This window comes from Tenacibaculum todarodis, assembly GCF_001889045.1.
Lineage (GTDB): Bacteria > Bacteroidota > Bacteroidia > Flavobacteriales > Flavobacteriaceae > Polaribacter > Polaribacter todarodis.
The window spans coordinates 2,323,110-2,346,590 of record NZ_CP018155.1 but is presented as its reverse complement, the minus strand read 5'-3'; the positions used below and the strand labels follow the sequence as shown (position 1 = coordinate 2,346,590).

Genomic DNA, 23,481 nt, shown 5'->3' with positions numbered 1-23,481 from the left:
TACTAAATTCCTTCAATTTTTGATCTCAATTTTTTTAATGCTGATGACATTCTTTTTTCAACAGCTTTTTGAGAAATTTCTAAGAATTCTGCTATTTCTCTGTATTTTTTTCCATCAATTCTATTCATTAAAAAAACTTCTCTTTCTCCTTCAGTTAATTCTGAAATTGCATTTTGAAGTTTACTTTTAAACTCTTCTTCTTCTAATAAATATTCAGGATTTTGGTTATTAACATCTAAATAAGGACTAGCTTTTGCGTATTCAAAAACTACTTTATCATGTTTAACTTTGTTAAGAAAAAGGTTATTGACAACAGTAAATAAATAGGCTTTAGCTTTAGAAAAATCTACTTTAGTGCAGTTTTCCCAAATTTTTATAAATGCTTCTTGTGCTAAATCTAACGAAGTATTTTTATCTCCAGATTTATAGTATGCAAAGTTACTAGCATCCTGAATATGAGAAGTATAAAACTCATTAAAATAAACTTCATTACAAAGAGACTTATTAGCCATAAAAAAGGTTTTTTAAAAAAAAACGTAGTAACAAAGGTAGGTTAATTATATGTTTAGTTTATTTAGATATGTAAACAAGAAACATTAATAATTTAGATTGCTTTAATGCTTTATTAATTAAGTAGGAACTACTTATCTTCTTTTTTAGTCATCTTATAAATTAGGTAACCAAAACCAACTACAAAGTGTAGAATTACTACTCCAGCTACTATATATAAAGTTGTGTTAGAATTATTCATACAACAAAACTAAGTACAAGTTTTGCTACTTTATATGATAAATATCAAGTTAAATTATCAACTTCAATAACACCAGAAACTTCTAAATCATTTAATTGTATATCACCAATTCTAACTCTAATTAAACGTAAAGTAGGAAATCCAACAGCTGCGGTCATTTTACGCACTTGTCTAAACTTTCCTTCTCTAATAATTATTGAAATCCAACTTGTTGGTCCATGGCGTTCGTCTCTAATTTTTTGACTTCTCAGTGGAAATTTAGGATCTTCAATTAAAAAAGCTTTACTAGGTTTTGTAGTGTATTTTTTTCCGTTAAAACCAATTTCTACGCCATTTCTCAATTGTTCTATTGCAGTTTGCGTGATAATTCCATCTACTTGTACGTAGTATTCTTTCTCGTATTTTTGAGATCTAATTTCAGCAGAAACTTTTCCATCAGTTGTTAATAAAAGTAAGCCTTCAGACGGAACATCTAAACGTCCAATTGCCATTGTTCCTTCAGGAAAATCGTATAATTCACCTAATAATTTTTTCTTCCGCTTTGCGGGATTTACAAATTGAGAAATCATTCCCCAAGGTTTATGAATTATAAAATGACGGTGTTTTTGCATTGATTTTTTTGATGTTAACAATACTACAAAAATGACACTTATTTTTTAGGAAAATAGATTTATTATTTTGTAAATTGTCTCACTTTTTAAAAATAAAAATTAGAGCAAGATTTATGGCAGCAGCAGATAAAGAAAAAGCAGCAAAACTTAAAGCATTACAGCTTACTTTAGATAAATTAGACAAGACTTACGGAAAAGGTTCTGTAATGAAATTAGGAGATGTAGTTACACAAGAAGTAGATGCAATTTCTTCAGGTTCTTTAGGGTTAGACTTAGCTTTAGGCGTTGGTGGTTATCCAAGAGGAAGAGTTATTGAAATTTACGGACCAGAATCTTCTGGTAAAACAACATTAACATTACACGCAATTGCAGAAGCTCAGAAAGCTGGTGGAATTGCAGCATTTATTGATGCAGAACATGCATTTGATAAGTTTTATGCAGCTAATTTAGGTGTAGATATAGACAATTTAATTATTTCTCAACCAGATCATGGAGAGCAAGCATTAGAAATTGCAGACAATTTAATTCGTTCAGGTGCAATTGATATTGTTGTAATTGATTCCGTTGCAGCATTAACTCCAAAATCTGAGATTGAAGGAGAAATGGGAGATTCTAAAATGGGTCTTCATGCTCGTTTAATGTCGCAAGCATTACGTAAATTAACAGGTACAATTTCTAAAACTAACTGTACGGTTATTTTTATTAACCAATTACGTGAAAAAATAGGTGTAATGTTCGGTAATCCAGAAACTACAACGGGTGGTAACGCATTAAAGTTTTATGCATCTGTTCGTTTAGATATTAGAAGAAGAACACAACTTAAAGATGGCGATAAAGTTATAGGAAATATGACTAAAGTTAAAGTTGTTAAAAATAAAGTTGCACCACCTTTTCAAATTGCAGAATTTGATATTATGTATGGTGAAGGAATCTCTAAAGTTGGAGAAATTTTAGATATTGGTGTAGAATTAGGTATTGTTAAGAAAAGCGGATCTTGGTTTAGTTACGGAGAAACAAAATTAGGGCAAGGTAGAGATGCTGTTAAAGGCTTAATAAAAGACAATCCAGATTTAATGGAAGAATTAGAAGGAAAAATAAAAGATGCTATTGAAAATCAAGAATAAGTTTAATTAGAAGTTTTTATAATTATAAAACTGCTGCGGAAGTAATCAATCTGTAGCAGTTTTTTTATATTTTGAAATGATAAAAGTAACAGAAAGCATACAATTACAACCTATTTTCAGTTCAGACTCTGAAAGGCTTTTTAGGTTGATGAAAGAAGTATATCCGCTTGCGTATGCTCATTTTTGGACAGATAATGGCGCTTGGTATGTAAATACGCAATATTCAAAAGAAAATATTTTAAAAGAGCTTTCTCAAGAAAAAACTGAATACTATTTTGTGTTGTTTAAAGGTGAAATTATAGGTAATTTTAGAATTATTTGGGATGAAAAATTAGCTGATTTATCCGAAGAAAAACAAGTAAAACTCCACCGAATTTACCTTCACCCAAAAACACAAGGAAACGGTATTGGCAAAACATTGCTTTCTTGGTTAGACCAAAAATCGCTTGAAAAAGGCTATACAATTATTTGGTTAGACGCAATGGATGAACAACCACAGGCTTTTCAATTTTACAACAAATTAGGTTATAAATATCATTCACATACATTATTAGATTTTGACTTTATGTTTGATAAATATAGAAAAATGAGCCAAGTTTATAAAGTACTTAAATCTTAATAATCTATTTCTGATTTTTATAAACGAAAAGAATCAAGTCTTTAAAACCTTTAACCTCAACTTTTCTACAACTATTTTTTAAATGATTTTTTACAGCTGTATAATTTCTAATTAATTCTTCAGCAGTTTTTCTAATGGATTTATTTTTAACAAAACACTTCAAAACTTTAATGTCTCCTGTTGATAAATTATAAGTTTTTAAGAATTCAAAATCTAACTGATTGTAAGGATATTTTTCTTCATAATATTCAATTTTCTTAAGCTTATCTTCAGGTAATTTTACCACCTTTAAAAACTTAAATAATTTATTAAACATCTCTTAAAATTTAAACTCCAGTACTTCCAAATCCGCCAGCGCCACGTTCAGTTTCACTTAAAACGGTAACCTCTTGCCAGTTTACACGTTCGTGTTTTGCAATAATTAATTGCGCAATTCTTTCTCCATCGTTAATAATAAAGTTTTCATTGGACAAATTAACTAAAATTACACCAATTTCACCACGATAATCAGCATCAACAGTTCCTGGAGAATTTAAAACCGTAATTCCTTTTTTAGCAGCCAAACCACTTCTTGGTCTAACTTGTGCTTCAAATCCAATAGGTAAAGCTATAAATAAACCTGTTTTAATAATGGCTCTTTCTAAAGGTTTTAATGTTATTGCTTGTTCAATATTTGCTCGTAAATCCATTCCTGCGGCTCCTTCAGTTTCGTAGTTTGGAGTTGCGTGTTTAGACTTATTTATAATTTGTACGTTCATTTTAAAAGTTTTCACAAATATATCAATTCAAGTAAAAGCAAATGTTTAATTTTGAACAAATTGTTTTATTTTTAAATTACAGAATGAAAACCATACAAGAAGCTGTTGAAGCAACTATAAGAAAAACGCCTTTTATTGAAGAAGCGCTTAATGAGAAATTAATAAATGTATCTTCTTTAGCAAGAGTAATTTTACCTGAAGTAACTAAAATTTTACGTAAAGAAGTTAAGGTTGGGGCTGTAATGATGGCAATAAATAGGCTTTCTCCTGCAACCGATTTAAGGATTAGAAAGAACATAAAAAAGCTAGCCGTTAATCTAGGTGATTTTATTGTTAGATCAGAATTATGTGATTTCACCTTTAAAAACACACCAACTTTATTAAAAGAAATTGCGAAGATTTTAACCAAATCAGCAGCACAAACAGATACTTTTTTAACGATTTCTCAAGGTATTTTTGAAACCAATATTGTTACAAGTACAAGTTTAAAACCTTTTGTTGAAGATTTTTTTAAAAATGAAACATTAACAAGTACGGTTTTAGATTTGGCATCAATTACCATAAAATTACCGAAAGGAAACTTAGAACAATCAGGTATTTACTATTTTATTTTAAAACAACTTGCGTGGGCTAATATTGCTGTGCAAGAAGTTATTTCTACAACAAACGAAATGACAATAGTTGTTAAGGAAGATGAAATAAGTAATACTTTTTCTATACTAATGGATTTAAAAAAATAAGCTCGAATGAAAGATCCGTATGCTGCTCTTAGAATAAAAGAGTTTAACATTTTTTTATTCGTTAGGTTTCTATTGGTATTTGGTTGGTCTATGCAATTTATTGTAATAGAATGGCAAGTATATTCAATTACTAAAGATCCACTTTCTTTAGGTATTATTGGTTTAATGGAAATTATTCCAGCATTTTCCATGGCTTTATTTGCTGGGCATATTGTAGATCAACGAGAAAAAAGGAACCTTTTAGCCATTTGTACTGCAGCTTTTTCATTAATTAGTTTAGGATTATTTTTCTTAACTACAGAGCGTATAACTAGCAGTTGGTCTACAAATTCGGTTTTATATTCTATTTACGCTTTGGTATTTTTTGGAGGATTTTTACGTTCGTTCTTTGGGCCAACAATTTTCTCTTTAGTTGCTTTATTAGTGCCTAAAAAAATATATCATAATGCAGCAACTTGGAGTACAAGTACCTGGAAAACAGCTTCTGTTTCTGGAGCACTTTTTGGTGGATTTTTTATAAGTTGGATTGGTGTTGACAAAACTTTATGTTTAGTTTTTATACTTGTTATTTTGTCTTTACTATTTACTTTTTTAATCAAGAAAAAACCAATTTTAAATAAAAAAATTGGCGAACCGATGATGCAAAGTTTATCGGCAGGAGTAAAATTTGTTTTTAAAAATAAAGCTATTTTAGGTGTTTTAACCTTAGATATGATTGCCGTTTTATTTGGAGGAACTGTGGCAATTTTATCGGTTTTTGCACAAGACGTTTTAAAAGTTGGGCCAGAAGGTTTTGGTATTTTAAACGCTTCAATTTCAATAGGAAGCATTGTTACCATGTTTATTACAACCTACATTCCAATTGATAAAAATACAGGAAAAAAAATGTTGATTTCTGTATTTATTTTTGGTCTTAGTATTATTGCCTTTGGCTTATCTTCTATTTTTTGGGTAAGTATTTTAGCGTTATTTATTAGTGGAGCTGCAGATGGAATTTCTATGGTTATTAGACAAACTATTTTACAATTAAAAACACCAGATGAAATGCGTGGTAGAGTATCTTCGGTTAATTCTATGTTTGTAGGTTCTTCTAACGAGCTTGGTGCTTTTGAAAGTGGTTTAGCAGCAAAAATACTAGGACCAGTTGTTGCAGTTGTTTTTGGTGGAACTATGACCTTAATTACCGTTGTTGCCACAGGTGCTTTAAATCCAACCTTAAGAGATTTAGATTTAACAGAAGATATAGAAGCAAACGAAAAAGAGTAATTTTTTTATAAAAAAAACAGCAAGAATTATCTTGCTGTTTTTAATTTTATGCAATCTTTAATTAAGATTGTACTTCTAAAGAAGTGATAGATTTTACAGTTATTTTATCACCTGTTTCTTCACCATCGTCATCATATTCATCTATTTGTTTTTCTAACCAAGTAATGGTAAATTTTTTACCCTTGTTTTCATCATCAAAAAGATCTATTTGTACATCTTCATATATATCATAAAATAGAATTTCGATATTTTTTTCATCCTTAAAAGAATAAAAATCAGATTCAGTAACTCCAGTAAAAGTTGCAATAGTTTTGTTTTCTTTTTGAATTGATGTAAAAGAAAGAGATACGACAATAAACAGCACACAAAGTGCTGAGGTATATATTGTTTTCATTATAATTAATTTAAGTTTAAATTGTTTTTTAAATAAGCCACGTTCTTTTCTAAAAAGAAGTTGCTTTAGCCGAAGTAAGAAAAATTATAGATTCATAAGCCTTAAAAAATTAATAATGTCTATATCAAATATACTATTTTTTTTAATTGAAATTACAAGCTAAATTTATTTTTTCTTTTAATTCTTTTTGATGTTTTTTAGCACTATTTGCATCCCAATCAAAATAATTTATAAACTCTTGTAATACTAAATCTTGATATTTATAAACGCTGTTTATATCAAAAAATAAACGCCCAGTTCTACGCATAAAAAAATCGGTTGGTGTACAAACCATTTCATTTTCAATGGTAAACCAAACTTCTGCTTTTATCATTTTTTCTTGCTGATTTTCATCAGTTAAAGCATCAAATTTCTTTAAGATAACGTCAGTTTGTTTCCCGTAGTTATACACTAAATATTCTGCATCTTTTTGATCAAAATCTACTTCAGCAATTCTATTATATATTGCATCAGTATAACTTTGTACTTCGCTAGAATCTTTAAAAGTTCCGCCAGATAAAATTAGATTTTCGGTTTTTACTCCTTTAAACTTTTTATCATAACGACGACGGTATTTTTTAGCAACTAAATCTACAATACGTTCTGCCATTTTACGGTAACCGGTTAATTTTCCTCCAGCAATAGAAATCAACTCTGTGTCTGAAACAAAGATTTCATCCTTACGAGATAATTCTGAAGCCGACTTTCCTTCTTCGTGAATTAACGGACGTAAACCAGCCCAAGAAGATTCTATGTCTTCTAAAGTTAAATTTATATCAGGAAACATATTATTTACGGCAGAAATTAAATAGGTTGCATCTACTAAATTAGTTTCCACATTGTTTTTATCTAACTGAAAATTAGTGTCTGTAGTTCCGAAATAGGTAACGCTACCACGTGGAATTGCAAACATCATTCTTCCGTCTGGAACATCAAAATAAACCGATTGCTGTACAGGTAATTTTTCATGAGGAACCACCAAATGAACACCTTTTGTTAAATGCAAACGCTTACCAATTTTTGAGTTGTTTATTTGACGTAATTCATCAACCCAAGGTCCGGCAGCATTTACCACATATTTGGATTTTATTGTAAATTCTTCCGAAGAAAAAGTATCTTTTATTGTTGCTCCAACTACTTTATCATCTTCATATAAAAAGGCTGAAGCTTCCGCATAATTTAAACAAACCGCTCCTTTTTCTGCTGCAGTTTTTAAGACTTCAATTGTTAAACGCGCATCGTCTGTTCTGTATTCTGCATAATAACCTGCACCGTTTAATATTTTCTTAGGAAGTAGCGGTTCTTTTGCTAAACTTTCCTTTTTAGTTAGCATTTTACGCTTGTCTTCACCTTCTACAGAAGCCAAAATATCATAAACTTTTAAACCGATTGAAGTTAGCCAAGAACCATAAGTTCCACCATCAATTAGAGGTAAAATCATCTTTTCTGGAACTACTAAATGCGGCGCTAATTTGTGTACAATTGCACGTTCAGTTCCTACTTCTTTTACCAACCAAAAATCGAATTGTTTTAAATAACGTAAACCACCATGTATTAATTTTGTTGATTTACTTGAAGTACCAGAAGCAAAATCGTTCTTTTCTATCAGAGCAACTTTCATTCCGCGAGAAATTGCATCTAAAGCAATTCCTGCACCTGTAATTCCACCACCAATAATTAGTAGGTCGAATTCAGTATTTTGTAAATTTTGTTGTGTTTCTTTTCTGTTGAAGTACGAAAAATTCATAGACAATTTGTTAGACAACAAAACTAAGGTTTATTTGCCATGAATTCACGAATTTTTTGATTTGAAGATTTTTATTTTTAAATAAAAACAAAAAGTATTTGTCATTGCGAGGAACGAAGCAATCTCTACATTAATAAATAGATTCCTGCCTACGCAGGAATGACAAAAATTGTCTATTTAAACTGTAATTTCTGCCAGTTTTTATCTGCTTGGCTTTGCAATTTCTCAGGATTTTCTTTTGTCCAAAGTTCTAAAGTATTAGTTCCCCAAGAATTGTAAAACAGGTATAATTTACCGTCTCTAATCTCAAAAGTTTTTGGGTTTATGGAAACTTTCTCTCCATTTAAACCAATTGCGTAGGCACAATAACCACCAAATTGAGGTATATATTTTTCAGGAGAATTTTTAAACCTTTCTAAATTTTTTATTGAAGAAAAACGAAAAGAAACACCATTGTGTTTTGTTGTAATTTTTTTAGAACCTTTTACAGCTTTATTATTAAAATATTCAACAACGTCATAACCATTAGCAATAGCTCCTTTTTTGGTGTTATAATCTATTTGTTGACTATAAACCCCTGTTGAAAAGAGGAATATAAAAATATATAAAAACTTCATTTTATTTATGCTTTAAAGTTTCCCAGTTTTTATCTCCTTTTTGCTGCTTACTTTTAACATCTCCTTCTTGCCAATTTTCTAAAGCACTTCCAATCCAAGGATCATAAAAAAGGTATAATTTACCATCTCTAATTTCATAAAATTCAGGATCTATGTACATTTTTTTATTCTTCTCTGCAACAGCATATGCACAATAACCACCGTATTGTGGAATATATTTACCTGGATTTTCTTTGAATAATTTTAAGTTTTCTTCAGAAGAAAACCGAAAAGAAACACCATCGTGTTTTACGGTAAGTTTCTTACTTCCTTTTTTAACCTGATTGCTAAAATAAGCGACTACATCATAACCACTTGCAACAGCTCCTTTTTTGATATTATAATCAATGTTTTGCCCGAAAAACACAGTTGAAAAACTAAGAAATAGAATAAAAAAAGCTTGTTTCATTATAGTTGATTTTAATGTGTAGTCGAAAAAATGATTATGAAATTACAATTAAATCTAAAGCCATTTTACAATAAAGTTAATTAAGGATTAGTAGACCATAAAGCAGCACTTTTAAGCATTGCTCTTCTGGGTAGTTTTAACCCTGCAACTATTAATTCTGCAAAATCTTCAGGTTGTAAAACACTGTCTTCAGAGTTTTTATCTGCAATTCCTAAATCTATAGACATGTCTGAAGCAATTGTACTTGGTGTTAAGGTGCAAACTCTAATGTTATTTTTACGTACTTCTTTCATTAAAGATTCCGACATTCCAATAACAGCAAATTTTGATGCAGAATAAGCTGAAACATTGGCATTTCCATTTAAACCTGCGGTTGAAGAAACATTAATTATATCTCCTTCATTTTTATCAATTAAATGCGGTAAAACTTCTTTAGTAACATAATAAATTCCCATTACATTGGTTTGTATAATTTGGCTCCATTGGCTAACTTCCATATCGCTAAAAGAACCAAAAGCAGCAATTCCTGCATTATTTACTAAAATATCTATCGTTCCTAAAGTGTCTATAATAGTTTTAATACCGGTTTTAACTTCTTCATAATTTCCTACGTCAAATACGGAATATATCGCCTTAATTCCAAATGCTTCTAATTCAGCAACTGTTTCTCTTAATTTTTTTTCATTTCTTCCTGTAATGGCAACATCAATACCTTCTTTTGCAAATGCAATTGCAGTTGCTTTTCCTAAACCTCTACTTCCTCCGGTAATTATTGCTTTTTTATTTTTCATTTTATAGTTTTTTTAAGTTTGAATATATATGTTATAAGACCATTAAATTACAGCCTCTTATGTCTGAATTATCAAAACGACCAATAACTTCAAAAGTTCCGTTTTGGTGTGATTTTCCTAAATCTTGTGTGGCAATAAATGAGCAAGAATTAAAATTTGCCAAATCTACTACGTTGATTCCTCCAGATTTTCCTGGTTTTTGAATTGATAAAGCATCTTCTGTATCGCGTGTTAAAATTTTCATCCAAGGCGGACAATCAAAAACTCCGTTTCCCTTAGAGTAACCTTGACTTAATAATTCTGTCATTCCATATTCTGAATGAATTTCTGAAACTCCAAAACCTTCAGAAATAATTTTATGTAACTCGTTTCTTACCAATTCTTTTCTTTTTCCTTTCATTCCACCAGTTTCCATAATTATGGTGTTTTTTAGGTTAAATTGTTGTTTTTCAACCAAATCTAACAAAGCGAAAGAAACTCCAATTAAAAGAATTTTTTGCCCTTTTTGCTCCAAAAAAGCTAATTTTTGAACTAAATCGTCCAAATTATGCAAATAAAATCCACTTTCTGGATTTTTAGATTTGGTAATTAAATCATCAACCATAAAAACTAACGAAGAGCCTTTTCGTTCTAAATAATTAGGCAATAATGCTAAAACTGCATAGTCTTCTATATTTCCGTAAAAATGTTGAAATCCTTTTAAATAAGATTTTGTGTACCAAGATACATCGGTAATAAAATGTTTACTTGTTGTACTTCCTGTAGTTCCAGAACTTGTAAAGGTTTCTTGAATTGCTTCTGAAGAAGCAATAATTTCATGCGATTTAAAAAACTGAATTGGCAAAAACGGAATTTCTTCAACCTTTTTTACATCAGAAGGATGCACATTTATTAAGTCGCAAAAAGAACGATATGTTCTATTATTCTTAAACTGATGTTTAAAAACTTTTAGCGTAGCATTGGTAAATTGTGCTTCGGTTTGTATGTTAAAAATTTCGTCTTGCATGCAAGACAAAAGTAGTTTATTCCGTATAAATTTTTACCACTAATTCGTCTTTATCATTCATAGAAGCTCTATACATTCCAGCAGTGTTAAATTCAAAAGACATATTTCCGTTTTTATCAAGTGCAACAACACCTCCAGTTCCTCCAAGTTTTGTTAATTTATGTTGAATAACGTCTTTAGTAGCTTCTTTTAAGGTTTTATTTTGATATTCCATTTGTGCAGAAATATCATACGCAACTTGACTTCTAATAAAATATTCTCCCCAACCTGTTGAAGAAACTCCACACGTTAAATTATTTGCATACGTTCCAGAACCAATAATTGGCGCATCTCCAATTCTTCCCCAACGTTTATTGGTCATTCCTCCAGTTGAGGTTCCTGCAGCAATATTTCCATTTTTATCTAAAGCAACACAACCAACGGTTCCAAATTTTGCGTTTTTAATATCTGCATCGTAAAATGCGGCTTTTTTATCGTCATGATCTAATTCCGTTTTTGCTTTATTTTTTATTCGTTGTAAAGATTTAAAACGTCTTTCAGTATAAAAATAACTTGGATCTACAATCTCTAAACCTTTTTCTTTAGCAAAAGTAGCAGCACCTTTTCCAGAAAGCATAACATGGTCAGAATCTGTCATAACTTTAATAGCTAATTCTATAGGGCTTTTTACACTTGTAACACCAGCAACTGCACCAGCGTTTAATGTTTTTCCGTCCATAAAAGAAGCATCTAATTCGTTGGTTTCTTCATGCGTAAAAACAGCGCCTTTTCCTGCATTAAATAATGGAGATTCTTCCATAACTTGTATCGTTTTCATTACAGCATCTTGGCTTGTTCCTCCATTTTTTAAAATTGTATGCCCAACTTTTATTGCTTCTTCTAACTTTGCTTTGTATGCAGCTTCTTTTTCATCAGACATATTTTTCTTTAAAATAGTTCCTGCTCCACCATGAATTATAATAGCGAACTCATTTTGTTTTACAGTTGATGTTTTTTCTTCGGATGATGATTTAGTTTCGTTTTTACAGCCAAAAGAAATCAATAATAATGCAGTAACTAAAAGGATTTTTTTCATGATAATTTGTTTAGAATTAAACAAAAACAGTTAATTCTGTTTAATTTATAAATGTGTAAAATTATTTGTATTTTCGAACCTCTAAATTAAACAACTAAAATTTAACCACAAAATGACTGATTTTGGAATTAAAGAAGCCTTATTAGAATTAGGTTTACAAGACATAAATAACGGAACTTCTACAGGTTCTAACAATTTTTCTAACGGAGAAATTATTGAAAGTTACTCTCCAGTTGATGGAAAATTAATTGGTAGTGTAAAAGCTACTACAAAAGAAGATTACGAAAAAGTGATGGATGCTGCTACAAAAGCGTTTTTATCATTTAGAGACATGCCAGCTCCACAAAGAGGAGAAATTGTACGTCAGTTTGGTAATAAATTAAGAGAAAAGAAAGAAGCGCTTGGTAAATTGGTTTCTTATGAAATGGGAAAATCGTACCAAGAAGGTTTAGGTGAAGTGCAAGAAATGATTGACATCTGTGATTTTGCCGTGGGTTTATCACGCCAATTAAACGGACAAACAATTCCGTCCGAAAGACCAGGACATGTAATGAGAGAACAATGGCATCCATTAGGAGTTGTTGGTATTATATCTGCGTTTAACTTTCCAGTTGCAGTTTGGGCTTGGAACACTGCTTTAGCATGGATTTGTGGTGATGTTTGTGTTTGGAAAGCATCTGAAAAAGCACCTTTATGTTCAGTTGCTTGTCAAAATATTATTGCTGAAATTTTAAAAGATAATAACTTGCCAGAAGGAATTTCTTGTATTATAAATGGAGATTATAAAGTTGGTGAAATGATGACAACGGATACTCGTATTCCATTAGTTTCTGCAACGGGATCTACAAGAATGGGAAGAATTGTTGGAGCAACTGTTGCAAAACGTTTCGGAAAATCTTTATTAGAATTAGGAGGAAACAATGCAATTATTATTACACCAACTGCCGATTTAAAAGTGGTTGTTCCTGGTGCTGTTTTTGGCGCTGTTGGAACGTGTGGACAACGTTGTACTTCAACAAGAAGATTAATTATTCACGAATCGGTATACGATAAAGTAAGAGATGCAATTGTTGGCGCTTACGGACAAATTAAAATTGGTAATCCGTTAGATGAAACAAAACATGTTGGTCCATTAATTGATCACGATGCTGTAAATACCTATTTAGCTGCTATTGAAAAAGCAAAAGCTGAAGGCGGAAATGTATTAGTTGAAGGTGGAGTTTTAAAAGGTGAAGGTTATGAATCTGGTTGTTACGTTAAACCAGCAATTATTGAAGCTGAAAACCATTTTGAAATTGTACAACATGAAACGTTTGCACCAATTTTATATTTAATGAAATACTCTGGAGAAGTAGAAAATGCAATAGGAAAACAAAACGGAGTTGCTCAAGGATTATCTTCTGCAATTATGACAAATGAAATGAAAGAAGCTGAGAAGTTTCTTTCTTATGCAGGATCTGATTGTGGTATTGCAAACGTAAACATTGGAACTTCTGGTGCAGAAATTGGTGGTGCTTTTGGAGGTGAAAAAGAAACTGGTGGAGGACGCGAGTCTGGTTCAGATGCTTGGAAAGTGTACATGAGAAGACAAACAAATACTATAAATTATTCTGATGAATTGCCATTAGCGCAAGGAATTAAGTTTGATTTATAAGTCGATAATCGACACTTAATAACACTAAAAAGGCTTCACAAATTGTGAAGCCTTTTTTAATTCAAATAATTAAATAGAAATTATGCTGTTTCTAAAGCTGTTTTTATAACAGAATACGCATCTTTTGCTTTAGACATTTTTGCATATTCTAGCGCAGTAAATCCTTTTTCAGATTTTACATTTAATTTTGCTCCATGTTTAATCAATAATTTTGCAATTTTAGTTTTGTTGTAACGAGCAGCAAACATTAACGGAGTTAATCCAGTAGATTTTCTATTAATATCGGTTCCGTTTTTAATTAAACTTTCAACAGCATCGTAATTTCCAGCTACAATTAATTGGCATAATGCACTTAATTTTGGAGCTTCAATAGATGTTGTAACTAAAGAACTGTTTAAATTGTTGTTTGCATTTACAGTGTTAAATGATAATGTAAAGACTACTAAAATAAAGGCTAATTTTTTCATAATGTTAAGTTTTATAAATTTAGGTTTGTATTATATAGACTATTGAAATTAAATTTAGTTTCAACAAAATCAGAGACTTAACATTTATTTGTGATTATTTCTTAAAATACTCTTAATGAGGAAACAAACAGACTTAACCTCAAAACACTCAAAAAAGGTGACTTTTAAGCTAAAGTTGTTTCTTATAGATAGTTAGAAGAATAGTTTTATTTTTCAATATTATTTAATACTTTCACAATCAACAATTTAAATCACTAACTAATGAGTAAAAAAACAAGTTATTTATTGGGTATTTTGTTAACCATTATTGTCGGTACATTTTTGTACTGGAAACTTTGTTGTAGCGCTTGTTGCGGAGGAAAAACCTGCAAGTTAAACAAAGAAAAAGTAGACAGTGATTCGGTTACACCTGATAAAAAAGCAGCAACATTATGGCCTTTTAGTATTAAAGACGCTAATGGAGATTTATCTTTTTCAACAAAAGATAATTTTAAGTTTAATAGTTCTAATTTTAAAATTTTAGATTCTGTATCTTCATCAATTAACGATGGAATTTTAAATGTAAAGGAATATTTAGATGCTAATGGGAAAAAAAGATTTAACATTACTGGTTATTATACTAGTGATGAAAAAAACCCTTCAGCTTTTCCAAATTTAGGATTAGCAAGAGCAAATTCTGTAAAAAACCATATGGTTTCTAAAGGAATTTCTTCAAAATTAATAAACACTTTTGGAAAATTAAATGATGAAATGGCACCCGATGCTAACGGAATTTTTCATGGTCCATTAGGTTTTGATATTTTTACAAGAAGTGAAGATTCTTCTTCTTCTGATGAAGCATTAGCAAAAGCCTGTGAAGCAATTAAAGCTAATCCGTTAGTATTGCATTTTAATACAGGACAAGCAAGTATAAATTTAACGGCAGAACAACGTCAAAAAATAGCTGATATCTCTAGATGTGTAGATAAATTAGGCGCTAAAGTTCAAGTTGTTGGTCATACAGATAATACTGGTAATGCAGATAATAACATGGTTTTAGGGCAGAATAGAGCAGATTTTGCAAAAAAATACCTAGTTAACAATGGTATTTTAAGTAATAATATTAATGCTACTTCTAAAGGTCCAAATGAACCTATTGCAGACAATGCAACTGATGAAGGTAAAGCAAAAAATAGACGAACAGTCGTAACAATTAACTAAACAAACTTTAAAAATATAAATTATGAATTGGTGTATATTAATCCCATTATTAGTAGGTCTTATTTCGGCTATATTAGGTTATTTATTAGGAAAACTTCTTGGTGGAAGTGGAGATAATGATGCTTATAATGCTAGAATTGCAAGCTTAGAAGCAGATTTAAAAGTGTGTAAAGCAAGTAGAATTCGTTTAGAAAGTGACTTGTCTTCAGCAAAATCAAGTTTATCTAGCGGAAGTGGCGCTGCTAACATGGCATCTTCTTTTGCAGGTGCTGCAGCTACAGCAATTGCATTTGATGGAGCAGCAGCAAAAGCTGCTTTTGGTAAAAAGGTAAAAGAAAACGACTTAACAGTTGTTGAAGGAATTGGACCAAAAATTCAAGAGTTATTCCATAATTTTGATGTAAAAACTTGGGCTAGTTTAGGAGCAACTTCAGTAGAAAAATGTCAAGAAGTTTTAGAAAGCGGTGGTGCACGTTTTAAAATGCACAACCCAAAAACTTGGCCTAAACAAGCAGGTTTAGCTGCAGCAGGAAAATGGCAAGAATTAAAAGACTGGCAAGATGCTTTAGACGGCGGAAGATAATAGTCTTTACAATAGTTAAAAGCCTCATTACACAATTTGTAGTGAGGTTTTTTTGTTAATAATACGTTACTTTTCTAAGTACACGCATTGCTTCTTTATATTTAATATAGGTTGTTTTGTTATCTAACATTTTAATATAATTTTTAGCTTTTTTAAGTTGCTCAGGAGCATCTAAAAAACCATTGAGAAAGCAAATTAAAGAACTTGTTGGAAGCTTAAAAACTGCTTCATGTTCTGTTAACGAAAGCGGAATTTTATTTTCAATTTTAGTAATTATTGTAATGTTATTAGTGTAAATTTTTTCAATTACATTTTTATTGTATTGTGGTGGATCGAATAAAAACTCATTAACAATATCGTGCTTTCCATTGTCTTTAAAGTTAATAATTGTTTTCTCTAACGGATAATGGGTTTCATTTTTATCAATACCTAATAAAATGTACTCTGTAACTATAAAACTGTTGTTATTGTATTCAATTTGTACTTCATCTAAAGACGAATAAAACAATCGAACTTGCTCGTTTATCAACTCAATATCTACTCTAGAATAAAACTCTTTACTATTAATAATTGTTTTTTCTCCAGCCCAACACAACACAAATTGTTCTTTAAAAACTTTGTACTGTGGATTGTATTTTGGCTTATGGTTGTTTATAAAATCGAAGACACCATCTAAGGTTAATTCAATATTATTTCGAGCATTTTTTTCAATAGCTTCAACAATATCTTTGTTGGTGTTTCTAAGCTCAAAATTAGTTCCAAGAAAAGGCATTGAGTTACTTCCTCTTCTGTAAAAAATAGTTTCTCGCCTATATTTCCAAGCGTTTTTAAGTAAAGAAGTGATGTTGTTGTTTGAATGAATTGTAACCAAACCAATTACCTTATGTCTCGGTAAACGCGGAAAAGCAACATTCTCGTATTCAATTTTTGGTGGATTTTTTAAATACGCATTTACTAAATTCTGAATCTTACTATCATCAAAAAAATCGACTCCAAGAATTTTACTTTCTTCATCTTCGATACCAATTACTATGTAAGAATTATTAGCCGGATTAGAATTAGAAAGTGCGCAAATATGCTTTAAAAACTTCGCTTTTCCTTCTTTAGAATTTAAGGATAATTTTTGCTTTTTATCATAAAAACTATTCTCATCGTTATGAGAAAGTAGATTTTTGATAAGTAAACGTTTGTTAATCATTTACGATAAAGATACCAAAGAGTATTGTTTTTTTTAAAAAAAGCATTGATTTCTCTTGCATATTTATTTATTTATTTATTTATTGTGTGAATATTAATCAATAAATATTTACACACATGAAAAAATTATTATGTATTGCATTATTTAGTATTGCAATTATGGCAAATGCTACTGACAAAAAAGAAATTATCCTTAAATTCTAAAGAAGTTAAAGTTGAAAAAACCGATTTTAATTCAGAAATTTCTGAAGATGATGTGCTTTTTGGATGTAGCAGTGAAGGGAATCAATGGTATGATATTTGGAGAGAAGAAGGACATTCTCATAGAGAAGCAAGATCTTTAAGAAGAGCATTTGTTAGAGAATGTAGAGGTGGAGGTTGGAATTGGGTTTTTGGAGTATACACTTTTGGAAGTGTAGGTCTTTAATAAAATAATTTTACTTAATACAAAAAAGTTTATTGTTACTTCAATAAACTTTTTTTAATTTTTACGTAATGAATAATAAAACGATACACTTATTTTTAAGTTTTTTATTAATAAGCAATATAATATTTTCACAAACCTCAAAACAGTATGCTAAAGCAAAAGTTAGCTACAGTGTTAAAACACATTTAGACAAAAATTTAAAAAGTTATAAACTTTTACAACAAAGAATGCCGGAATTGGCAAAAAAAAGAGAATCGATAGCATCAGAAATTGATTTTTCTTTAACTTTTAATGATTCTATTTCTATATTCTATTTAGAGAAAAAATTATTTTCTAATAATAGCGCAGCTGTTTTTGCACTTATAGACGCAGGCTATTTTGGAAGAATTAAACAGCAACCCAACAATTATGTTACTGAAGAATTACAAGAAGATTTTGGAAAGTTTTTAGTATCTCGCTCATATCAAAAATGGGAGCTACATGATGAAACCAAAATGATTGGAGAGTACTTATGTTTTAAAGCTACCACATCACATACCACTACGAACCCTAAAGGTAAATTGTTTAAACATAATTTTACAGCATGGTATGCACCACAGTTACCCTATAAATTTGGACCTGCTGGTTATGGTAATTTACCAGGTTTAATTATAGAGTTACAGGGAGAAAAAGCTACTTATGGTGTTAAAAAAATACAATTTTATGAAACTGTGGAAAAAAGTAAGAAAAATAGAATGCCAAAGCTAAAAAACAAAAAACTTATTACTGAAGAAAAATTTGAAAAACTGGCTGCTGAAGACGAGAAACGTTGGAGAGCACGTAATAAATAACCTTACTTTTCTTCTTTGTTTAAACAATGAATTTTAAAAAATTAATAGTTTATTACTTTTTATTCTTTTGTGCTGTAACTTTCACACAAAATAATAGAGTTATTGTTGGTGGTGTGGTTACAGATAGTTTACAAAACCCGTTACAAAATGTAACTTTAATAGCTAAACCTAAACAACAAAATATAAAAATAAAATATGCTATAACAGATACTAAAGGTTATTATAAACTACAATTAAAAAAAGGAGTATTTTACCAACTAAGTATTTCTCACTTAGGCTATAACTCAATAAATAAAGAAGTTCTTCTTTCAGAAAATAATTCTACGCATAATTTTAAACTAAATACTAAAAAAGAAAATTTAGATGAAGTTGTTATCAATTATAAGTATCAACCTATAAAAAAAAAGAAAGACACTATTACCTATAACTTAAAATCATTTACCAATGGCAATGAATTTAAGATGAAAGATGTCCTTAATAAGTTACCAGGCATAAAAGTAGATAAAAATGCTATAAAAGTACAAGGAAAAACGGTAACCAAATTGTTGGTAGAAGGTAAGCCTTTTTTTAATGGAAGCACAAAATTAGCTATTGAAAATATACCCGCAGATGTTATGGATAAAATTGAAATTATCTCTAACTATAAAGAATCTGAACTATTGAGAAACTTGGCAGACAATGAAGATTTAGCCTTAAATGTAGTTTTAAAAGAAGATAAAAAAGATTTTGCTTTTGGAGATATAGAAGCAGGTGTAGGGTTAGATAATTTTTATAGTTTACACGCTACTTTATTTAAGTACAATCCAAAATCTAATATTAGTTTTATAGGAGATATCAATAGTTTTAATAATAGTAGTTTAAGTTTTAGTGATTTATCAAGATTAGTTGGAGGCTCAAGCAACCTGTTTAAAAGAAGTGCTTTATCAAATACTTTATCTTCTTTTGCATCAAATAACGCAGAAAGATTTGAATCCGTAACAAGATTTTCTGCTTTAAATTTTCAAAAGGAGTTTAGTACAAAATTTACTATTTCTGGTTATGTTATTTACTCAAATAATGACATTGTTAACAAATCATCATCTATACGAGAGTATTTGGGTGAAGAACCTATTTTTGAAACTAGAAATGATATTGGAGATACGGATAATAGTGCTGCATTATTCAATATAAAATTTGATTATAACCCTAGTTCAAGTCAAAAATGGATTTACAATGTTAATTATATAAAAAACACTACAAATTATGAAAAAGAATCGATATCAAATTTAGAAAATACAAATCAATTTTTCACAAGTGTAGAGGGTAAAAGTGATAGTTTTTCACACAATTTAGAAGGTTATTTAAAACTGAATGATAAGCATACCATGGGTTTGGCTTTACATCATAGTATTACCAACTCTAATTCTACAGATAATTGGTCAAGTAATACTGTTTTTTTAGAAGAATTTTTACCATTAACTCAAACAACAAATTATCAAATAAACCAAATAAACGATATTAATGCTCAAAGATTTAATATTCTCCTAAAAGATTATTGGCTTGCTAGTAGGTATTTTCATCTATTTTATAATATTGGTTTTAATTATAAAAACTCAAAGATAAGAAATGATATTAGTCAGGTTTTTCAAGATAATTCTAGAATAGATTTTTCTGAACTGGGTAATAATAATCCTTTAACCCTTTCTGATTTAAATTTTGGTTTTGGAATAAAGTCCAAATTAGGTAAATTTGAATTTAATTTAGAAGCCAAACCACATTATTACAGATTTAAACGTGCTCAAATTAAAGACACTAATTTTTTTATTGAACCAAAATTAAATATCAATTATAAAATAGAAGATGATATAGATTTAGATTTTGACTATACGTTTACCAACAGATATTTAAATGATTTGAATTATTTAGAAAATTTAAAAGTAACTGGCTTTAATTCACTGCTACAAGGAAATCCAAACCTTATCGATGAACGTTCTCATAATTTTAGCTTATATTATAGTGATTATGAAAACATTGATGATTATTTTCTTGATTTTTCTATTGATTATAGTATTAATAATCCGGTAAAAAACAACAGCATAACTCAAAGTGGTATATATCGGTTAAGTACACCTGTTATTCTTAACTTACCTGAAGAAAACTTAAGTTTTAATACAAATTATGGACTTATTTTTAGTAAATCTAGCTTAGAATTTGAAGTAGATTTAGATTGGTTTAAAACCAATCAAGTAATTAATGAAGATGTAAGCATTATAAATTCTTTTGAGTATCTATTAAGTAGTAAATGGCTATTAAAATTGACTAAAAACACACAGATTAATTTAAAATATAAACATTCTGGGTATCAAGTAACTTCTGATGAAGATTCCCGTTCTACAGAAAATACATTTTCATTAAACTTTGATTCTAAATTTTTAAAGAACTTTATTTTTAAAACTGATTTCTCAACACATTTTGTTAAAAATTTTAGTGATAATACTCTAAATTACACATTACAAAATTTATATTTAGGATACGCTAAACCAAACAGTAAGTTTTCTTATAGTTTAAACTTTAGGAATATTTATAATAATGGTGTTATAACGACAAATTCTTTTAGTTCTAATTTACTTATATCTAATCAAGTTTTTACATTACCTCGTGTTTTTTTAGTTGAGTTGAAATACAAATTTTAATCACTAAAATCAGGTTTCTTTAAATTTCAAACTTAATTTTTATTAATAATAGTCGCACTTGCTTGTGCTGTTGGATACACAACTAAATCTTCAATATTTACATGATATGGTCTAGTAATTACAAAGTGAATAATATCTGCAATATCTTCTGCCTGTAATGCTTTATAACCTTGGTAAACTGTTTTTGCTCTTTCGATATCGCCTTTAAAACGAACGTCAGAAAACTCGGTTTCTACCAAACCTGGATGAATTGCAGAAACTCTTATGTTATGTTGATTCAAATCCAACCGCATAGACTTGTTTAAAGCATCTACAGCATGTTTTGATGCACAATACACATTTCCGTTTGCGTACACTTCTTTTGCGGCAATAGAACCAATATTTACAATAAAACCGTTGTTATTTTCTATCATATTAGGAATAATTGCTTTAGAAACATACAACAATCCTTTTACGTTAATATCTAACATTGCGTCCCAATCGTCAATACTTCCATCTTGAATAGCACTTAAACCATGAGCATTCCCAGCATTGTTGATTAAGATATCTATTTCTTTAAAACTATCTGGAATAGATTTTATAGCTTTTTCTACTTCGTCTCTTTTAGAAACATCGAATTGTAAAGTGGTTACTTCTGTTAATTTACTTAATTCTTGTTGCAATTCTTGTAAACGTTCTGCACGTCTTCCGCAGAGAATTAATCTAATATTATTTTTTGCAAACAACTCTGCTGTAGCTTTTCCAATACCAGAAGTTGCGCCTGTTATAAATGCTGTTTTACTCATTAAATTTTGTTTTGGTTAAAGGTAGTTGTTTCTATTAAAAAAAGAAAATAAGACATAGAAAAAGCCACCTCTCTCGAGGTGGCTTTCCTTTCAATTGGTTATTGTGAAATAACCAACCAAAAATCAACTAACCAAACTTTATTTTAAATTTCTTCTAATCTTTTTTTCTCTTACTACTTTAGTACGTTTTCTACCGCTGTTCCTTACAGCTGGCTTAGCATCTCCGCCCTTTAAGTATTGGATAAATCCTCTTCCAGAAAAATCGTACGTTGTGTCTGAATCTATATGATATAAACTTATCTTTCCGTCATTTATAACGCTCAATTCAAATTCTTCAATATCTCCAGCATCATAATTAAGTGTTAAAACTTTTAAATCCTCATAACCATCTACATCATATATTTTGTAATCTCCTACATAATCCCAATCTATAGAATCAACATCCGTGCCAAGCGCGTCTTGTGAAGAATAGAAAGTTGTTATATTTTCTGGTGTAAAAGCTAAAAAATTTTCATCATCAAAAGCATTTGGAGTTCCACCAGTTACTGCTGTTTTTTCCCAATCTATATATTCTTGTAAAAAGTATTCAATATTTTCATAGAACAATTTATCGTAATCAAAATTGTTTTTCTGATAACCAATTAAATAGTAGTTTACATTTTCTCTTGGGTTGTATATTCTTATTTCGTTTGATGAAATTTGATGTACATCAAAATCGTTATAACCATCTAAATCGTGATTGGTTTCTAAAATGCCATTGTAAGTGTCGTAATTTCCAACTAAAATTCCAAGACCATTTCCAGTTCTACCAATATCTACAATATTGTTATTGGCATATAAACGACCATTTAAAAATGATAAAGTAAACGCTCTTGATACAAAAGGAATATCTCCTGTTCCGCTTGTTCTATGGTAATCTATATACCATAAATCGTAATCGGTAACTAATTGCTCTAAAGAAACACTTGTGTCATCTATGTAAGTGTCGTTGCTTACTACACAAGATGTAAATAGCAAACTACTTAATAGGAGTATTGAGAGTAATTTTAAAGTTTTCATAAGTATAAGTTTTAAGGTTATGCTTATACTAAGACAAATTGCGTGCCAAAAATAAAAAACACCCTTTTAAGAGTGTTTTGTTTATTGATATTCAGTAATTTAATTATTATTTTTATTTCCTAGGTTTTGCTGAAGGATAAAAAATTTCTTCTCCTTTTTTAATGTTTTCTACTTTAAAAAATTTAGTTTCTCCATTTTCTAAGTAACTTATTACAGCTTCGCTTTCTTTCAATTCGAATGGAAATTTCTTTTCAGGAACTTTATTTCCGTATTCTTTTTTACCATCTTTATGAAGGACTAAATCTTCTTTAGAGTTTACTGTTGAAGTATTAAAATGCCCTTTAATATAGTTTTTCTTTCCACTAGTTTCTAATTCTATTTTAGCTTTTCTTCCTTTAAAAAATAAACTATCAAAATTAACCGTAGTACTTGTTTCGTAATTTATAACTACGTTAGTTCCGCTAACTCCAGGCATTCCGCCAACATAATTTTTAAACGTTGCACTATTTATTTTAAACGGCGGATTGTCTTCAAATTTTAAACTTGCACATTGAAATAATGTTGCAATTACTGCAAAAAGACTAAAAAGTTTCATATTCTTCATTTATATAAAATATAATT

26 protein-coding genes are annotated in these 23,481 nt (G+C 29.6%); 10 read left to right on the top strand and 16 right to left on the bottom strand.

Translation table 11 applies throughout. The features are described 5' to 3' along the window. Positions 1-2: 2 nt before the first annotated feature. Together LPB136_RS10770 and LPB136_RS10765 are read right to left on the bottom strand one after the other, a co-directional pair. On the bottom strand, positions 3-512 hold the full coding sequence (locus LPB136_RS10770; RefSeq protein WP_072556331.1) for an RNA polymerase sigma factor: 510 nt from the start codon (positions 510-512) through the stop codon (positions 3-5). A 283-nt stretch (positions 513-795) separates the two neighbouring features. Continuing rightward, positions 796-1,362: a pseudouridine synthase gene (locus tag LPB136_RS10765; RefSeq protein WP_204218326.1), complete on the bottom strand. Its 567-nt coding sequence runs from the start codon at positions 1,360-1,362 to the stop codon at positions 796-798. A 113-nt stretch (positions 1,363-1,475) separates the two neighbouring features. Here LPB136_RS10765 and recA point away from each other — a divergent pair, with 113 nt between their 5' ends. Together recA and LPB136_RS10755 are read left to right on the top strand one after the other, a co-directional pair. Then, positions 1,476-2,486 carry a recombinase RecA gene (gene recA, locus LPB136_RS10760; protein ID WP_072556973.1) on the top strand — a complete coding sequence of 337 codons (1,011 nt, stop codon included), beginning with the start codon at positions 1,476-1,478 and terminating at the stop codon, positions 2,484-2,486. Positions 2,487-2,562: 76 nt separating this feature from the next. Next, positions 2,563-3,105 (top strand): GNAT family N-acetyltransferase, encoded by a 543-nt coding sequence (locus LPB136_RS10755; protein ID WP_072556330.1) that lies wholly within the window; start codon positions 2,563-2,565, stop codon positions 3,103-3,105. 4 nt (positions 3,106-3,109) lie between these two features. Here LPB136_RS10755 and LPB136_RS10750 read toward each other — a convergent pair whose 3' ends face one another. Both LPB136_RS10750 and dut read right to left on the bottom strand, forming a co-directional pair. Beyond that, positions 3,110-3,421: a helix-turn-helix transcriptional regulator gene (locus LPB136_RS10750; RefSeq protein ID WP_072556329.1), complete on the bottom strand. Its 312-nt coding sequence runs from the start codon at positions 3,419-3,421 to the stop codon at positions 3,110-3,112. A gap of 10 nt (positions 3,422-3,431) precedes the next feature. Further along, complete coding sequence (gene dut / locus LPB136_RS10745; protein WP_072556328.1) at positions 3,432-3,863, bottom strand: dUTP diphosphatase; 432 nt, start codon at positions 3,861-3,863, stop codon at positions 3,432-3,434. Between the two features lie 83 nt (positions 3,864-3,946). On the opposite strand from dut, the gene LPB136_RS10740 reads away from it, so the two are divergent. Both LPB136_RS10740 and LPB136_RS10735 read left to right on the top strand, forming a co-directional pair. Beyond that, entirely contained in the window at positions 3,947-4,603 is a 657-nt protein-coding gene (locus tag LPB136_RS10740; protein ID WP_072556972.1) for a hypothetical protein, read from the top strand. A gap of 6 nt (positions 4,604-4,609) precedes the next feature. Then, on the top strand, positions 4,610-5,869 hold the full coding sequence (locus LPB136_RS10735) for an MFS transporter (protein ID WP_072556327.1): 1,260 nt from the start codon (positions 4,610-4,612) through the stop codon (positions 5,867-5,869). 61 nt (positions 5,870-5,930) lie between these two features. Here the strand turns inward: LPB136_RS10735 and LPB136_RS10730 are convergent, their stop codons facing one another. From LPB136_RS10730 to LPB136_RS10700, 7 genes are all read right to left on the bottom strand, one after another. After that, entirely contained in the window at positions 5,931-6,263 is a 333-nt protein-coding gene (locus LPB136_RS10730) for a hypothetical protein (RefSeq protein WP_072556326.1), read from the bottom strand. 142 nt (positions 6,264-6,405) lie between these two features. Continuing rightward, a complete protein-coding gene (locus LPB136_RS10725) occupies positions 6,406-8,049 on the bottom strand; it encodes a glycerol-3-phosphate dehydrogenase/oxidase (RefSeq protein ID WP_072556325.1) in 1,644 nt (547 codons plus the stop codon). A 173-nt stretch (positions 8,050-8,222) separates the two neighbouring features. Next, positions 8,223-8,666, bottom strand: a complete 444-nt coding sequence (locus LPB136_RS10720; protein ID WP_072556324.1) for a YHS domain-containing (seleno)protein — start codon at positions 8,664-8,666, stop codon at positions 8,223-8,225. Between the two features lies 1 nt (position 8,667). After that, the gene (locus tag LPB136_RS10715; RefSeq protein ID WP_072556323.1) at positions 8,668-9,114 is read right to left on the bottom strand and encodes a YHS domain-containing (seleno)protein; all 447 of its coding nucleotides are present in this window, start codon (positions 9,112-9,114) and stop codon (positions 8,668-8,670) included. 80 nt (positions 9,115-9,194) lie between these two features. Then, complete coding sequence (locus LPB136_RS10710) at positions 9,195-9,905, bottom strand: 3-ketoacyl-ACP reductase (RefSeq protein ID WP_072556322.1); 711 nt, start codon at positions 9,903-9,905, stop codon at positions 9,195-9,197. Between the two features lie 31 nt (positions 9,906-9,936). Beyond that, the gene (locus LPB136_RS10705; RefSeq protein ID WP_072556321.1) at positions 9,937-10,911 is read right to left on the bottom strand and encodes a LuxE/PaaK family acyltransferase; all 975 of its coding nucleotides are present in this window, start codon (positions 10,909-10,911) and stop codon (positions 9,937-9,939) included. 16 nt (positions 10,912-10,927) lie between these two features. After that, complete coding sequence (locus tag LPB136_RS10700) at positions 10,928-11,986, bottom strand: isoaspartyl peptidase/L-asparaginase family protein (RefSeq protein WP_072556320.1); 1,059 nt, start codon at positions 11,984-11,986, stop codon at positions 10,928-10,930. A gap of 112 nt (positions 11,987-12,098) precedes the next feature. On the opposite strand from LPB136_RS10700, the gene amaB reads away from it, so the two are divergent. After that, positions 12,099-13,640 (top strand): L-piperidine-6-carboxylate dehydrogenase, encoded by a 1,542-nt coding sequence (gene amaB / locus LPB136_RS10695; RefSeq protein ID WP_072556319.1) that lies wholly within the window; start codon positions 12,099-12,101, stop codon positions 13,638-13,640. 80 nt (positions 13,641-13,720) lie between these two features. Here the strand turns inward: amaB and LPB136_RS10690 are convergent, their stop codons facing one another. Then, a complete protein-coding gene (locus LPB136_RS10690) occupies positions 13,721-14,107 on the bottom strand; it encodes an ankyrin repeat domain-containing protein (RefSeq protein WP_072556318.1) in 387 nt (128 codons plus the stop codon). Positions 14,108-14,368: 261 nt separating this feature from the next. Here LPB136_RS10690 and LPB136_RS10685 point away from each other — a divergent pair, with 261 nt between their 5' ends. Beyond that, positions 14,369-15,307, top strand: coding sequence for an OmpA family protein (locus tag LPB136_RS10685; protein WP_072556317.1), 939 nt, complete (start codon positions 14,369-14,371; stop codon positions 15,305-15,307). 22 nt (positions 15,308-15,329) lie between these two features. Next, entirely contained in the window at positions 15,330-15,890 is a 561-nt protein-coding gene (locus LPB136_RS10680; RefSeq protein ID WP_072556316.1) for a hypothetical protein, read from the top strand. A gap of 55 nt (positions 15,891-15,945) precedes the next feature. On the opposite strand, the gene LPB136_RS10675 is transcribed toward LPB136_RS10680, so the two are convergent. After that, positions 15,946-17,088, bottom strand: coding sequence for an ATP-binding protein (locus tag LPB136_RS10675; RefSeq protein WP_072556315.1), 1,143 nt, complete (start codon positions 17,086-17,088; stop codon positions 15,946-15,948). A 165-nt stretch (positions 17,089-17,253) separates the two neighbouring features. Here LPB136_RS10675 and LPB136_RS10670 point away from each other — a divergent pair, with 165 nt between their 5' ends. The 3 genes from LPB136_RS10670 to LPB136_RS10660 all read left to right on the top strand — a co-directional run bounded on the left by LPB136_RS10670 (position 17,254) and on the right by LPB136_RS10660 (position 21,016). After that, positions 17,254-17,514 carry a hypothetical protein gene (locus LPB136_RS10670; protein WP_072556314.1) on the top strand — a complete coding sequence of 87 codons (261 nt, stop codon included), beginning with the start codon at positions 17,254-17,256 and terminating at the stop codon, positions 17,512-17,514. A 68-nt stretch (positions 17,515-17,582) separates the two neighbouring features. Next, on the top strand, positions 17,583-18,344 hold the full coding sequence (locus LPB136_RS10665; RefSeq protein ID WP_072556313.1) for a GLPGLI family protein: 762 nt from the start codon (positions 17,583-17,585) through the stop codon (positions 18,342-18,344). 26 nt (positions 18,345-18,370) lie between these two features. Next, positions 18,371-21,016 carry a carboxypeptidase-like regulatory domain-containing protein gene (locus LPB136_RS10660; protein WP_072556312.1) on the top strand — a complete coding sequence of 882 codons (2,646 nt, stop codon included), beginning with the start codon at positions 18,371-18,373 and terminating at the stop codon, positions 21,014-21,016. 32 nt (positions 21,017-21,048) lie between these two features. Here LPB136_RS10660 and LPB136_RS10655 read toward each other — a convergent pair whose 3' ends face one another. The 3 genes from LPB136_RS10655 to LPB136_RS10645 form a co-directional block, all read right to left on the bottom strand. Beyond that, positions 21,049-21,801 (bottom strand): SDR family NAD(P)-dependent oxidoreductase, encoded by a 753-nt coding sequence (locus LPB136_RS10655; protein ID WP_072556311.1) that lies wholly within the window; start codon positions 21,799-21,801, stop codon positions 21,049-21,051. A gap of 138 nt (positions 21,802-21,939) precedes the next feature. Continuing rightward, positions 21,940-22,860: a hypothetical protein gene (locus LPB136_RS10650; protein ID WP_072556310.1), complete on the bottom strand. Its 921-nt coding sequence runs from the start codon at positions 22,858-22,860 to the stop codon at positions 21,940-21,942. 112 nt (positions 22,861-22,972) lie between these two features. Then, positions 22,973-23,455 (bottom strand): hypothetical protein, encoded by a 483-nt coding sequence (locus LPB136_RS10645; protein ID WP_072556309.1) that lies wholly within the window; start codon positions 23,453-23,455, stop codon positions 22,973-22,975. Positions 23,456-23,481 lie beyond the last annotated feature (26 nt).